The 14,281-nt window shown below is 65.0% G+C and carries 12 protein-coding genes, 1 tRNA gene and 1 pseudogene; 10 read left to right on the top strand and 4 right to left on the bottom strand.

The window, feature by feature from the left end; genetic code table 11:
* From ACFDTG_RS02120 to ACFDTG_RS02105, 4 genes and pseudogenes are all read left to right on the top strand, one after another.
* Positions 1–257: pseudogene (locus tag ACFDTG_RS02120) on the top strand (cell division protein FtsA); the annotation flags it as partial.
* Positions 258–394: 137 nt separating this feature from the next.
* Positions 395–2,137: a cell division protein FtsZ gene (gene ftsZ, locus ACFDTG_RS02115; RefSeq protein WP_375289426.1), complete on the top strand. Its 1,743-nt coding sequence runs from the start codon at positions 395–397 to the stop codon at positions 2,135–2,137.
* 36 nt (positions 2,138–2,173) lie between these two features.
* Positions 2,174–3,727, top strand: a complete 1,554-nt coding sequence (locus ACFDTG_RS02110) for a tetratricopeptide repeat protein (protein ID WP_375289425.1) — start codon at positions 2,174–2,176, stop codon at positions 3,725–3,727.
* Positions 3,728–3,866: 139 nt separating this feature from the next.
* Complete coding sequence (locus ACFDTG_RS02105) at positions 3,867–4,370, top strand: YbjN domain-containing protein (protein WP_375289424.1); 504 nt, start codon at positions 3,867–3,869, stop codon at positions 4,368–4,370.
* A gap of 29 nt (positions 4,371–4,399) precedes the next feature.
* On the opposite strand, the gene ACFDTG_RS02100 is transcribed toward ACFDTG_RS02105, so the two are convergent.
* Complete coding sequence (locus ACFDTG_RS02100) at positions 4,400–5,425, bottom strand: oxidoreductase (protein ID WP_375289423.1); 1,026 nt, start codon at positions 5,423–5,425, stop codon at positions 4,400–4,402.
* A gap of 322 nt (positions 5,426–5,747) precedes the next feature.
* Between ACFDTG_RS02100 and ACFDTG_RS02095 the strand changes: the two genes are divergently transcribed.
* The 6 genes from ACFDTG_RS02095 to ACFDTG_RS02070 all read left to right on the top strand — a co-directional run bounded on the left by ACFDTG_RS02095 (position 5,748) and on the right by ACFDTG_RS02070 (position 11,122).
* Positions 5,748–6,494 (top strand): Bax inhibitor-1/YccA family protein, encoded by a 747-nt coding sequence (locus ACFDTG_RS02095; protein ID WP_375289422.1) that lies wholly within the window; start codon positions 5,748–5,750, stop codon positions 6,492–6,494.
* A gap of 164 nt (positions 6,495–6,658) precedes the next feature.
* On the top strand, positions 6,659–7,552 hold the full coding sequence (locus ACFDTG_RS02090; RefSeq protein WP_375289421.1) for a hypothetical protein: 894 nt from the start codon (positions 6,659–6,661) through the stop codon (positions 7,550–7,552).
* A gap of 84 nt (positions 7,553–7,636) precedes the next feature.
* Positions 7,637–7,712: transfer RNA gene (locus tag ACFDTG_RS02085), tRNA-Ala, on the top strand.
* 262 nt (positions 7,713–7,974) lie between these two features.
* Positions 7,975–9,033, top strand: coding sequence for a GTPase ObgE (gene obgE, locus ACFDTG_RS02080; protein WP_375289420.1), 1,059 nt, complete (start codon positions 7,975–7,977; stop codon positions 9,031–9,033).
* 56 nt (positions 9,034–9,089) lie between these two features.
* Positions 9,090–10,211: a glutamate 5-kinase gene (proB, locus tag ACFDTG_RS02075; RefSeq protein WP_375289419.1), complete on the top strand. Its 1,122-nt coding sequence runs from the start codon at positions 9,090–9,092 to the stop codon at positions 10,209–10,211.
* Complete coding sequence (locus ACFDTG_RS02070; RefSeq protein ID WP_375289418.1) at positions 10,208–11,122, top strand: NAD-dependent epimerase/dehydratase family protein; 915 nt, start codon at positions 10,208–10,210, stop codon at positions 11,120–11,122. The genes proB and ACFDTG_RS02070 overlap by 4 nt, the downstream gene beginning before the upstream one ends.
* Here the strand turns inward: ACFDTG_RS02070 and ACFDTG_RS02065 are convergent.
* The 3 genes from ACFDTG_RS02065 to ACFDTG_RS02055 are packed head-to-tail and all read right to left on the bottom strand — an operon-like array spanning position 11,119 to position 14,278.
* The gene (locus ACFDTG_RS02065; RefSeq protein WP_375289417.1) at positions 11,119–12,198 is read right to left on the bottom strand and encodes a mechanosensitive ion channel family protein; all 1,080 of its coding nucleotides are present in this window, start codon (positions 12,196–12,198) and stop codon (positions 11,119–11,121) included. The genes ACFDTG_RS02070 and ACFDTG_RS02065 overlap by 4 nt on opposite strands.
* Complete coding sequence (metC, locus tag ACFDTG_RS02060; protein ID WP_375289416.1) at positions 12,198–13,382, bottom strand: cystathionine beta-lyase; 1,185 nt, start codon at positions 13,380–13,382, stop codon at positions 12,198–12,200. The genes ACFDTG_RS02065 and metC overlap by 1 nt, the downstream gene beginning before the upstream one ends.
* A 53-nt stretch (positions 13,383–13,435) precedes the next feature.
* Positions 13,436–14,278 carry a sulfurtransferase gene (locus ACFDTG_RS02055; RefSeq protein ID WP_375289415.1) on the bottom strand — a complete coding sequence of 281 codons (843 nt, stop codon included), beginning with the start codon at positions 14,276–14,278 and terminating at the stop codon, positions 13,436–13,438.
* Positions 14,279–14,281: the final 3 nt, after the last annotated feature.

Raw genomic sequence — 14,281 nt, 5'->3', positions numbered from 1 at the left:
CGGAACTTCACGGCATCGCCGACTTCATGCAGGGCGCGCTCGGCCGCGCGGTGCGGGTGGGCAAGCCCATCGCAATCCCCGGTCTGCCCGAGGCGCATGCGACCCCCGGCTTCGTGACTCTCGCCGGATTGTGCCTCTATGCGGCGGACGATCCGGTCGATATCCGCGCCATCGACGAACGCGTCACTCATGTGCGCCGCTTCGCCGGCCTCGGCGTTTTCACCCGTGTCTGGCAGGCGGTGCGGGACTATTTCTGATCCATGCGCAATTTGCCCCCGGAACCGCGTTTACCCTTTGTGGATAAGGACTATGCCGCCCCGGTGACGATTCGCATTGTCCCGCGCATCGCGCTAGACGCCCAGTTTATTCGTTTTCCCCGAAGGAAAGCCCAAATATGAGTATCAATATAGGCCCCGCATCCTCGGAAGAGCTGCGCCCCAAGATCACCGTGGTCGGTGTGGGCGGCGCCGGGGGCAACGCGATTGCCAACATGATGGCTGCCGGCATCGAAGGCGTCGATTTCATCGTCGCCAATACCGATGCCCAGGCCCTGTCGAACACGACTGCGGAAAAGCGCATCCAGCTAGGCCCGGCGATCACCGGCGGACTGGGTGCGGGCGCGCGCCCCGAAGTGGGTAAGGCCGCCGCAGAAGAGACCGTGGACGATATCGAGGAAATGCTCGAAGGCGTGAACATGGTGTTCATCGCCGCGGGCATGGGCGGGGGCACCGGCACCGGCGCCGCGCCGGTGATCGCGGAGGCGGCGCGCCGCAAGGGCGTGCTGACCGTGGGCGTGGTGACAAAGCCGTTCCTGTTCGAAGGCACGCGCCGGATGCGTGCCGCCGAATCCGGCATCTCGGAGCTGCAGCAGCACGTCGATACGCTGATCGTCATCCCCAACCAGAACCTGTTCCTGGTCGCCAAGGCGGAGACCACCTTCAAGGAAGCCTTCCAGCTTGCCGACGAAGTGCTGCAACAGGGCGTGCGCTCCATCACCGACCTCATGGTGATGCCGGGCCTCATCAACCTCGACTTCGCCGACGTGCGCTCGGTGATGAGCGAGATGGGCAAGGCGATGATGGGCACCGGCGAGGGCGAGGGCGAGAATCGCGCGCTCGAAGCTGCCGAACGGGCCATCGCCAACCCGCTGCTCGACGGCGTTTCCATGGCCGGCGCCAAGGGGGTGATCATCTCGATCATCGGTGGCGAGGACATGAAGTTGCTGGAGGTAGACGAGGCCGCCAATCACATCCGCGAGCTGGTGGACGAAGACGCCAACATCATCTGGGGATCGGCCTTCAATCCGGAGCTCGACGGCAAGATCCGCGTCTCCGTCGTCGCGACCGGCATCGATGGCGAAGCGCAGCGGATGTCGGCCACCACGGCGCGCAATTACGCGCTGGGCGATTCCCGCCCGCCGCGCCGCCCGGTGCTCGATCTGCCACGCGAGAAGGTCGAGGAAGAGCCGTTCGAGCTGAACGAGGGCCTGTCCGCCGACGAGGAACCCCTGCCGCAGCCGACGCCGCCGACGAGCGAGCCTGATTTCGGCGAAGATGAACCGATGGAGCTCACCTCCGCCGACTTCGCGGAAGAGGATGAGGGCGATGACCAGGGTTACGCGCCCGCAACCGGCTCCGATACGCTTTCCGGGCGCCAGCCGAGCTATGATTATGGCAACGATGGCGAGGATGAGTTCGACGACGTCGACGACATCGTCGATCCGCTGGCGGGCCTGCGTAACGAGCACACCGAACGCTTCGACCGCGAGGAAGACGAGGAGCCTCTCGATCTGACCGGAGGGATGTCCGAACAGGCAGGCCACGGCAGGTCTGCCGAACGCGCTGGGGGCGAACTGGATCTCGGTGGCCAATATGCCCCGATGACCGGCAACCCCCTCCAGCCCAAGCGACGCCAGCCGATCATTCCGGGCGGCGGTGCGGAAGGCTCCGGCGACGCGGGCGAAGGCGCAAGCAAGGCACCGCCTCCCGGCAACACCCTGTTCGAGCGGATGGCCAATCTTTCGCGCGGCTCGGGCGGCAACACCAACCGCTTCGACGAAGAGGATGGCGATGATGACGGTCCGGACAGCCCGGCGCTCAACATTCCCCGTTTCCTCGGTCGGCAGAACAACCAGTAAGCGCCCGTACACCGTCATGCGGGCAAGGATGGCCGCATGACGGCAAGCGCTCCCCATCTGTCGATTTCCTGCGCGCTCGCCGCGGTGGGCCTGGCCTTGGCCGTGCCTTCTGCGCCGACACGTGCGCAGGAGGTCGTGCAGGCAATTCCCCCGCGAGAGGCGGGCGAGCTGCGCGACGCGATGCGCCGCCTGGGTTCCCGCCCCAACGATCTGGACGCGCTGCTGAGCGCGGGTAACGCCTCACTCGCCCTCAGAGACCCGGGGGCCGCCGCGGGGTTCTTCTCCCGCGCTGCCGCCATCGCGCCCCGCAACGCGCGCGTCCTGTTGGGCACGGCCCGCGTGGCTCTGGCCGAACAGCGGCCCGTCACCGCCCTCCAGCTCTTTGCGCAGGCTGAAGCCGGCGGCATTCCAGTCTTGGAAATGGCTGCTGACCGTGGCCTTGCTTACGATCTGGTGGGCGACAATGCGTCCGCCCAGGCGCTCTACAACAGCGTGCTGGCGCAGGGCGACAACGCGGAAATTCGCCAGCGTCTGGCGCTGAGCCTGGCCATGTCGGGCGACCGGACGGCGTTTGAGGCGGCGCTTTATCCTCTGCTTCAGATGGGCGACCGCACGGCCTTTCGCACCCGCGCCTTCGGCCTTGCCATCCTCGGCAAACCGGAAGAGGCGGTGGCGATCGCCGACACCATGCTGTCCACCGATCTGGCGCTCAGGATGGCACCTTATTTGCGCTATATGCCGCGCCTCACCCGCGCGCAGCAGGCGGCGGCCAGCAATCTGGGCACCTTTCCGGCGGCAGCAGAGATAGGGCGCGATTCCGCGGATATTGCGGGCTATGCGGCGCGCGGCGCGCAGATAGCGGCCCGCGCAGACAATTCGTTGACGCCGTCCGGACCAGCGCTCGGCGCCGCGCAGGTCGCAGCCCCGCCGCCCGCGCGTCGGCAGCGCCCCGACCGCACAGCCACATCATCGCTCCCGGCACCCTCCGCGCAGCCGAGCGTTCCACCGGCTCCGCCGCCGGCCTCGCTGCTACCTCCCACTGGTGCCGCGCCGGTACAGGTGGCGGCAGCGCGTACGCAGGAATTGGCTCCGGTACCCGCACCTTCCCAGGCACAAACTCAGCCGGTGGTGGTCGCTTCCGCTCCTGCGCCAGTCGCCCCGCCGCCACTCGAGCAAGTGGATCTTGCGGAAGCCTTCGCCGATCTCGGTCCGGCCCCCGGCGCGCCACCTGCAGCCTCAGCGGGGGCGGTCGATATCTCTTCGATCAAGCCGAAGCGTGAGGCGCCGCCCGCCCCGCCATCTCCCCCGCCGCCACCACCCGAGCCCTCGCGCATCTGGGTCCAGGTCGCGGTCGGCAAGGACAAGGATGCGCTTGCATTCGACTGGCGCCGGCTGGTGCGCAAGGCCGGGGGCGCGATCACCGGCAAGGGGCCCTGGATCGCCAAATACGGGGTCTCTCAGCGCATGCTGGCCGGGCCGTTCCCCAACGCCGAAGGTGCCCGAGACGTCATCAAACAACTGAAAGAAAAGGAAATAGAATCTCTGCCTTTCACCAGCGAAGCGGGCGAGAAGGTCACCAAGCTGGACTGATCGACAGGTTGTTCACAGGCTTTGCACAGAGTTTACGCGGCCAGCCAACTTCTCAACAGGAGCCGCCGCCCGCACGATTGCCAAGCCCTGTTGGGCGCCTGCTATGTCACGGCCTCACCTAGTGACAGGACCGGGAATTATGCCAACGCAAAGCGAAGCCATGACGGCCGATGACAATGCCGCGCCGCTGGCGATGCTGGCTGCGCTGTTCAGGGCGCATGGCTGGCCCTGCGAGGCTGGGCCGGAGGAGCTTTCGGGCGAAATTCAGGGCAGCTGGATCAAGTACCAGCTCAAGTGCCTTTGGCGCGCGGACGACAATGTTCTGCAGGTCCTGTGCCTGCCCGACATCCGCGTGTCGGAAGACAAGCGGGGGGTCGCCAACGAACTGCTGGCGCTAGTCAACGAACAGATGTGGATCGGCCATTTCGACTTGTGGTCCAATGGCGGAACGCTGCTCTACCGCAATGCCACCCTGCTGGGGGATGATGGCCTGCTGAGCCTTTCGCAGGCGCAGGCGCTGATCGAAACCGCCGTTGACGAATGCGACCGCTTCTATCCCGCGTTCCAGTTCGTGTTGTGGGGCGACAAGAAGCCCCGCGAGGCGCTGACCGCCGCCATGGTAGACGCAGCGGGGGAGGCCTGAGCAGGGACGCGGCGGATCCGGCCCTGCGTTCAGGCCAGCGACCCCGATCGTTTCTCCTGCGAAGACAAGAACGCCGCCTCGATGACCTTCTGCACCGCGAGTATTTCATCGGGCGAAACCGGCGGCGGACCTTTTCCCGTGCATGCCAGAGCCATCTGGCGGTAAAACGTCTGCTGCGCGCCGCGCAGGGCCGGGCGCCGGTGGGTTTCTCCCTCCGCATCCCACCACGCCAGCGAGTCTGGATCGACGCCCCAACCCTTATCGCCGGGTCGCAGCCCGGCATTGGACTGCGCCTCCTGAGGATCGGCCAGCGTCTTTATAAGCGATCCGCCAGTGCCGTGGACGGCAAAGCGCGGCGATCCGCCTGCCACGCACATGCTGGCATGCAGCACGATGCGCTTGCCCGCATATTCCAGCACCACATGCGCCCAATCGTCCGCCGTCCCGCCCGGTCGCAAGGCAGCGATGTCCGCTGAAACGGAAAGCGGCATTCCGAACAGAGACAGAACCTGATCCACCAGGTGTGGGCCTAGATCGAACCATATGCCTGATCCCGGCCCGCCGTCCTCGCGCCAGCGGTCGCGGATGGTTGGGCGGAAGCGGTCGAAATGGGATTCGAAATGCAGCACGTCCCCTACCAGCCCATCCGCAATGGCCTCGCCGATGGTCAGAAAGTCGCTGTCCCAGCGCCGGTTGTGAAAGGCGACTGCATGGAGGCCCTTGTTACTGGCCAAATCGAGCAGGCCTTGCGTGTCGGCCACGCTGAGCGTGAAAGGCTTTTCGACCACCACATGACGGCCTTCCTGCAAGGCCTGTTTCGCCAGTGACGCATGGCTGCCGCTCGGCGTGGCGATGACGATAAGTTCTATCGCCGGATCGGCGAGCAAGGCGTTGATGGATGCGACGAGGGTGACCCCGGGCAGCGGCGGGGCAACACTCTCTCGGCGGGATGTGACGGCGCGCAGCTCGAACTCCGGCATGCTGGCAATGTAGGGCGCATGGAAGACGCGCGTCGCCATCCCATTGCCGACTATTCCCACGCCGATCCGTTTCACGACACACCTCCGCTATCCAGCCGCTGAGCCTGGCGGCTGTTGTGAAGCATAACTCCAGCGCGACCGAGCCGGATCCTGCAAGCCCGCGCTGCGTTTTGAGTGCAGCTGCCGGAGAATGGTGCCCGCCGCCGGGGCGGGTGTAAACTTCGTGTAAACTTCGCGTCTGTAGCTCGGTCGGCCGGTCGGTATTCTGTTGCCAGCCGTGTTACCAAATGCGACAAGGATTTCGCCCGGTTCTCCTTGAAAATCGTGGCCGGGCACGCGATATTCGCAAGCATGAAGCGGAGCGTTTCGCCTTCGCCAAAGGGAGTTTGAAGTCATCATGGCCGATTGGAACGACACCAGGCAGCAGCAGCGCCCGGGCTTTGGCTCGGTCCCGCGCGCCGGCGACGCCGTTGCCCGTCAGGCGACTTACGACACGGGCCTGCGCGCCCACATGCTCAAGATTTACAATTACATGGCCTCGGGCGTGCTGCTGACGGGCATTATCGCCCTTCTCACCGCCAGCACCGGCCTCGTCTACACGCTGATGGGCGGTCCGTTGATGTGGCTCGTGATCCTGTCGCCGCTCGCGATCGTCTTCGCGATGAGCTTCGGGGCCAACAAGTTCAGCACCGGTACGTTGCAGTTGATGTTCTGGGGCTTCGCGGCCCTGATGGGTCTCTCCATGTCGACGATCTTCGTCGTCTACACCGGTGAATCCATCGCCGCGACCTTCTTCGCCACGGCGGGTGCCTTCGCGGGGCTCAGCCTGTTCGGTTACACCACCAAGAAGGACCTGTCCGGCATGGGCACCTTCCTCGTGATGGGTGTGATCGGCCTGCTGATCGCGATGGTGATCAACATCTTCCTGCAGTCGAGCACGCTGATGATGGTCGTGAGCTTCTTGGGTGTGCTGATCTTCGCGGGCCTTACCGCTTACGATACGCAGCGTCTGAAGCATCAGTACGCACAGCTGCGCGGCACCGATTTCGCAGGCAAGGCCGTGGTTCTGGGGGCGCTGTCCCTGTACCTCGACTTCATCAACATGTTCCAGTTCCTGCTCAGCTTCATGGGCAACCGCAACTAAGCGCGGATCATCCGGAACCAAGCGAAGGCGCCCGGGGGGAAATTACCCCTCGGGCGTTTTCTTATGCGCTATGCCCGCGTAAGCAGGGCGCTTCATCACGGGTCAAGCGATGCGATGCGATGGTCGTCGCCTGATATTGGCCGTGCTTACGGGAAGGGTTCGCAATGCCTCGCACTTCACAGTCACCGCTTCGATTTACGCTGATCGCAGTCGCCACTGCCGCCGCCGCCGGCTGCGCCACACCGCCGCCACCGCCACCGCCGCCGCCACCCCCGCCTCCGGCAGAGGTCATTCCCTACCGGCCCAATCCGCCGGCGGGCGCCGCCTATATCATGGACATTCCCGCCATGGGCGCGGACGGTCGCCGCGTTACCGTGCTCAATTCGCTCAGCGATGACGAAAAGGTTTGGTACTTCCGCTCGGCCTGGAACGTGGCCGCGCTGAATTGCACGGATGCGGCCCACGCCCCGATCCTCGATGGCTACGCCAGCTACATCAAGGACAATGCCCGCACCCTCAGGAAGGTAAACGAGCGGATCGATGCCAGCTATGGCAAGGAATACAAGGTCCGCCGCGATGCCATCAAGGCGCGCGAGAAGATCATGACCACGGTCTACAACTATTTCGCGCTTCCGCCCGCGCGCAACAACTTCTGCGCCGCCGCGCTCGATGTCGCCAGCCGCGCATCGGCGACGGAGGAGATGGACCCGATCGTGTTCGCGCAGACCAATCTGCCGATCATGGAACAGCCGTTCGAAACCTTCTACACCGCCTACGAGCAGTACCAGCGCGATTCGGCTGCTTGGGATGCGCGTTATGGCGATCGCTACGGTGCTTCTCAGCCAGGATATGTGGCCGTTCAGAAGGCGCGCGCCAGCATGACCGTTCCGGCAGCGGGTGGGATCAGCGATCCCGTCACCACTACTTCGGCGCCGCTATCGCAGAGCAAGGTAACCGATCAGGAAACCGGTGCGCAGATCCCGGTGGTTCCGGTAAAGCCCGAACAGCAATCGAGCCCGGTGGTGCAGCCGATACCCGACGACGCACCGGGCAAATAGGTCTTTTCCGGGCGCCTCGGCTTCGCTAAGGCGCCCGTTCGCGTTGCCGCAGAGACCTTCGCGTCGGCGCGCATGACCTGGAACGGGGCCGTAGCTCAGATGGGAGAGCGCGTCGTTCGCAATGACGAGGTCAGGGGTTCGATCCCCCTCGGCTCCACCAGGTCGATTTCGCCGAAATTTCCCTGGGCTGTTTCGTTTCCGCACGCCCTCCGGCGTGCGATGTCCTCGCGCCGTTCAGGTGCAAAGGGCGCGCATTCGCACTTGCGGTCGCAAGGCGACCGATCTTGCGCAAACTTCGATTTGGTCGCTAGTCCTTTCGGTGGCTATCCGACCGCAAGGCCGACCGGCCGCCCGCAGCGCCGCAGGCGCGAGGAAAGCCTGAAGGGCCGGATGGCGTGGATGGCAACTGAGGCTAAAAGACCATGCACTTTCTCGATCAGGCCAAGATATTCCTAAAGTCCGGCGGGGGCGGGCCCGGTGCCGTCAGCTTCCGGCGCGAGAAATACATCGAATACGGCGGCCCCGACGGCGGCAATGGCGGCAAGGGCGGCGACATCGTGTTCGAGGCGGTCCAAGGCCTCAATACGCTGATCGACTTTCGGTATTCCCAGCATTTCAAGGCGAAGCGCGGCAATCACGGCCAGGGCAAGGACCGGACGGGCGCCGGTGCCGACGATCTGGTGATCCAAGTGCCTGTTGGCACGCAGATCCTTTCCGAGGACAAGGAGGACGTGCTGGCCGATTTCACCGAGGTGGGGCAGCGCATCGTCTTCCTTGAAGGCGGCATGGGCGGGCGCGGCAACGCCAGCTACAAGACCAGCACCAATCGCGCACCGCGCCAGCATCAGCCGGGCGAACCGGGTGAGGAGATGTGGGTCTGGCTGCGGCTGAAGCTCTTGGCGGACGTCGGCCTCCTCGGGCTGCCGAACGCGGGTAAATCCACCTTCATCAATCAGGTTTCGAACGCCAAGGCGAAGGTCGGCGATTATGCCTTCACCACGCTGGTGCCCAAGCTGGGCGTGGTAAGTCACAAGAACCGCGAATTCGTGATCGCCGACATCCCCGGCCTCATCGAAGGCGCCGCGGAAGGTGCCGGGATCGGTGACCGGTTCCTCGGCCATATCGAGCGCTGCCGCGTGCTCATCCATCTGATCGACATCGCCGGCACGGATCCGGTCGAAGCGATGCGGATCGTGGAAGACGAACTGGCTGCCTACGGCGCTGGGCTGGACGACAAGCCCCGTCTCGTCGCACTCAACAAGCTGGACCTCGCCGATGCCGAGCTTGGGGAAGGGTTTGCCGATGAACTCATTGCAGCGGGTGCGGACAAGGTCTTCCGGCTTTCGGGCGCAACTGGGGCGGGCGTCGAAAATCTGCTCGATGCGGTCCTCAGCTACCTCCCGGACCGAACCTCGACCGAAACCAAGGCCTCCGAAGTCGAAGACGAAGACGCAGCGCCAGATTCCTGGTCGCCTTACTGAGCAAGTTCATAATTCGCTTTTGACGGGCCCGCGAATTTCATAGGGGCATCAGGTCGATGCCAAAAACGATTTCCGATTTGCTGAACGCGCCGCGACTGGTCGTGAAGGTCGGGTCCTCCCTGCTCGTGGACCCAACCGGTGCCGTCCGGACCCGATGGCTCGCGCGCTTCGCAGAGGATATCCGCGACCTCAAACGCAAGGGTCAGGACATCGTCATCGTCAGTTCGGGCGCGATCGCGCTGGGCGCCGCCCGGCTTCATCTGGACAAGGGCGGGCGCGGAAGCCTTGCCGATGCGCAGGCGGCTGCATCGGTCGGGCAGATCGGGCTGGCATCGCTGTGGTCGGAAATGCTCGGCGCACATGGTCTGGTCGCCGCGCAATTGCTGGTCACGCTCTCCGATCTGGAAGACCGGCGCCGCTATCTGAATGCCGCGGCGACGCTGGCCCGGCTGCTGGATGCCGATGCGATCCCCGTCATCAACGAGAACGACAGTATCGCGACCGAGGAAATCCGCTTCGGCGACAACGACCGCCTGGCTGCCCGCGTGGCGCAGGTGGCGCAAGCGCAGGCCGTGGCGCTGCTTTCGGACGTCGATGGCCTCTACGATGGCGATCCGCGCGCCGAAAATTCGCGCCTGATCCCGCTGGTGGAACGCGTGACGCCGGAAATCATGGAGATGGCGGTACCGGGTATCGGATCGGGCATCGGGTCGGGCGGGATGGCATCCAAGCTGGAAGCAGCGCAGATTGCCGACCGGGCGGGCATCCCCCTGGCGATCATCAATGGGACTCACGAAGCGCCACTCTCCCGAGCGGCGAGCGACGCGCGCGGGACGATCTTCGCCGCGCAGCGGGGCGCACGGGCCCGCCAGGTATGGCTGGGCGGGCGGCTCGCCCCGGCGGGTACGCTGATCGTCGACGCGGGTTGTGCCACCGCGCTTGCGGACGGCGCCAGCGTTCTTGCGGCGGGGATCACCGGTATCGAGGGCGAATTCCGGCGCGGCGATCTGGTGGTGATCGTCGATGCGAACGGCAGGCGCATGGCGCAGGGGCTCGCCGAATATGGCGCGCAGGAATGCCGAACCATCATGGGCCTGTCGCAGGCGCAACAGGCGGCGCGGCTCGGCTATGCCCCCCGTGCGGCGGTGGTACATCGGGACCATATGGTGCTGCTGTGACGGTGGCGATCACCGGCGCGACCGGCTTCGTGGGTCAGGCCGTGCTGGACGAGGCCGCAAGGCGCGAATTGACGGTGCGCGCGCTGACACGTCGTGCCCAAGAGGACCGCTTTGGCGTGACCTGGATCGAAGGTACGCTGGGTGACGATGCCGCGCTGGCGCGTCTGGCCGAGGGGGCGGAGGCGGTGGTTCACATCGCCGGTCTCACCAGCGCGCCCGATCCTGCCGCGTTCGGCCCCGCGAATGTCGACGGCACGGCGGCCATGCTTCGCGCCGCCAAGGACAGTGGGTCACGGCTCTTCGTGTTCGTCTCCTCGCTCGCGGCGCGCGAGCCGGGCCTTTCCGCCTATGGGGCGTCGAAAGCGCAGGCGGAGCGGCTGGTCGAGACGAGTGGGCTAGACTGGACCATCGTGCGACCGCCCGGCGTCTACGGTCCGCGCGATGTGGATTATCTGGAGATGTTTCGCACGGCAAAGCGCGGCTTCGTGCCTCTTCCACCTCCAGGCGCCAGTTCGATCATCCACGTCGCGGATCTCGCGCGCCTGTTGCTCGACGTCTGCGGCGCGCCGCGCAATCTGGTGCGGCGCGGGCTGTTCGAGCCCGATGACGGGCGCGCCGGCGGTTGGTCTCATAAGGCGCTGGCGAACGCGATCGGGGCTGCCGTGGGAAAAGACCGCGTCTTCGCGCCCCATCTTCCCAAGACGATCATGCGCGTTGCCGCGCAGGCGGACGGGATGATCAGGGGGAACAAGGCCCGGCTCACGTTGGACCGGGTGGGCTATATGGCGCATCCCGATTGGGTCGCGCGCCCACCCCTTGCCGTGCCCGGGGAGGTCTGGCGCCCCCAGATCCAGGGTCGGGAAGGTCTGGTCGAGACCGCGCGCTGGTATCGCGAGAACGGCTGGCTTTAATTCTCTTCGGCCGCGCTTTCGCGGCGTTCCATGATCGCCAGCAGCTTCTCGAGCTGTTCTGAGGAGCGTAGGTGGAGATCGCGCTGGGGGAACGGGATTTCGACGTTGTTCTCCTTGAACAGCCACCACAGCTTCTTGAGAACGGCGGACTGCACATTGCCCACGCCTTCTTCCGGGTCCTGGATCCAGCAGTGGATGATGAAATCCACCGAGCTTTCACCATAACCCTTCATCCAGGCTATGGGGGGCGGGCTCTTGAGCACGCGGGCGCAGGATTTCGCCGCTTCCAGCATCAGCTTTTCGGCCAGGTCCATGTCGGCTTCGTAACTGACCCCCACCGGCACCTGGATCCGGACGTTCCTGCTCGAATAGGACCAGTTTTCGACCTGATTGATCATCAGGTTCTCGTTCGGAATGAGATATTCCTTCTGGTCGCGCGTCACCAGGCTGACGGCGCGCACGCCGATCTTGCGGATCTGGCCGAAGGTCGAATTGCCCGCGGAATCCGCGATCACGATGACGTCCCCTGGCTTGATGGACTTGTCCATCAGCAGGATGATTCCGGCAATCAGATTGCCGAAGGTCTTCTGGAGGCCGAAACCGATCGCCAGGCCGAATGCGCCCGAAAACACCGCCAGAGCGGTAAGGTCGATGCCCAGCAGATCGATGGTCAGGAAGAACACGCCCGCCCAGATCACGATGGAGATGATCTTTTCGGCCAGCAGTTGCTGCGTGCTGTCCATCCGCGTGGTGCGACGGACAAGCGATCGCGCGGCTTTCCCGGCCAGCTTGCCCGCAGTGTAGGTGAATACCAGGATCGCAAGGACGATGATCAAATCCCAGACCGAGATCCGGAAGCTACCGAGTTCGATAGCCAGAGCATCGAGCGAGTTGACGAATCCGCCCAGTGTCTCGCTTTGCTGAACCGCCCTCTTGATTTCCTGCGCCGCGGCGACCTGGGTCTCCTCCGGCATCGGCTGGGCCAGGCTCCACGCTTGCTCGGGGGGCGGCGTCGGTGCTGCCGTGGCGGTCGCTGCGTCGGTAGGGGCGTCGGTCGGTATCGCGGGGAGGGCCATCAGAGCGCCCTCATCGCGGCGAACCCGCGTTCGAGATCGGCGATAAGATCGGCCGGATCCTCCAGCCCGATCGAGAGGCGGATTGCGGGCTTGCCCTCGGGCCATTCGGTCTCCGTGCGAACGCGCGCCGGATCTACGGGCAGGGCAAGACTTTCGAATCCTCCCCAGCTGTAACCGATGCCGAACAGCGAAAGCGCATCGATCATCCGGCACCTTGCGGCATCGTCTGCATCCGCCAGCGTGAAGCTCATGAGGCCGCAGCCACCGGTGAAATCGCGCTTCCACAGATCGTGACCGACCGCGCCCGGGTACATCGGACAGAGCACTTCGGCGACCTCTTCCCTGCCATCCAGCCAGGCGGCGATAACGAGGGCGCTGGTCGTGGAGCGTTCGAGCCGCAAACCCAAGGTCCGCAGACCACGAAGCGCCAGGGCTGCATCATCGGGGGAGACGACCTGCCCCAGTTGCTGTGCGGTGGTCCTGAGGCGCGCATACCATGTCCGCCCGGCGGTGCAGGAGCCCATCATCAGATCCGAATGGCCGCCGACATGTTTGGTCAGCGCCTGAATCGATATGTCGCACCCGTGGTCGAGCGCGGCGAACCCGAGCGAGCTGGCCCACGTGTTGTCGATCAAAACGGCCGCCCCGCGCTTTCGCGCTTCTGCGGCGAGAGCAGGCGTGTCGCACACCTCCATGGTGAGGCTGCCCGGGCTTTCCAGCAGCACAGCCTTGGTTCGCTCACAGAACCGGGCGCCAAAGCCTTCCACGTCCATGGGATCGAAGAAGCGGGTTTCGATCCCCCATCGCGCCAGCATCCCGGTGGCCATGGCGCGGCTCGGCTCATAGGCATTGTCGGTCACCAGCAAAACGTCGCCCGGATCGAGCGCGGCCAGCAGAGCCCCCGCGATGGCGGCCACGCCGCTGGGATAAAGCACCGTTCCTTCCGCACCGGGTTCGAGCGCGGTCAGTGCCTCGCACAGCGCCCACTGGGTCGGGGATCCCCTGCGCCCGTAGAAGAAGCGGCCATCGGCATTGGTGGCGAGACCACTCCGCAGGCTGGCGCAATCGGGATAGAGGTGCGTGCTGGCGCGATAGACCGGCGGATTGACGATATGCGGGTCTGGGGACCTTCCCGTGGCTGCGAGCTTGGTCGCGCTGGAGAGGTCCTGATCTAAGTCTTTCATCCGCCTCCCCTGGAACGGCATAGTCCTAACGGCAAGCCCACCCGCTCCGCAAGTCAGCCGCCGCCGGTCTCGACCGGCAGGTCGGGATCCGCGCCCCATTCGGACCAGCTTCCATCGTAAAGGGCGGCGTCCTCGATGCCTGCAAGCTGCAGTGCGAACAGCAGGACAGATGCCGTTACGCCGCTGCCGCAGCTTGTGACGATGGGACGGCTCAGATCGACACCGGCGCGCTCGAATAGCCGGCGCAGTTCCGCGGGACGGAGAAAGGTGCCGTCGTCTGCAAACAGATCGCGGAAAAACACGTTCTTCGCACCGGGGATATGGCCGCCGGGCAGATTATGCACTGTATCCGTAGTCTCGCCGCTGAATCGGCCCGCGTCGCGGGCATCGACGACCTGCTCCGCCTTGCTCGAAAGGTTCTGAAAAATGTCGCTCTTGCGCCTGACCCTGGCGGTAAAGCCGGTTTGCTGCACCTGTGTGCTGGAAATCGGATGTGACCCCGTTTCCAGCGGGCGCCCTTCTGTCTTCCACTTGGCCAGCCCGCCGTCGAGGATCGCCAAATTCGAAAATCCGTATCCGTACAGGATGAACCATGCGCGCGCCGATGTCTTCACGTCGCTGTCATCGTAGAGCACGATCCGCTGGGACCGGTCGAGCCCGACTGCGGCAAAGACCCGCGCCGCCTGTTCCGGGCCGGGCAGGGTCTTACCGACCGACGAGTGGGGATCGGTGAGATCAGCGAGGTCCAGAAAGCGTGCGCCCGGAATGTGTCCGCTGCGAAACTCGGCTTCGGCATCGCGGTCGGCGGCGGGTAAGTGACGGCTGGCATCGAGGACGATCAGGTCCGCACCATCCTGATTGTCCGCGAGCCATTCGGTGGAAACGAGACTGTCCATCGC

The sequence above is a fragment of the Qipengyuania sp. genome (genome assembly GCF_042095715.1).
Classification (GTDB): domain Bacteria; phylum Pseudomonadota; class Alphaproteobacteria; order Sphingomonadales; family Sphingomonadaceae; genus Qipengyuania.
This window is presented reverse-complemented; position numbering and strand designations above follow the sequence as displayed.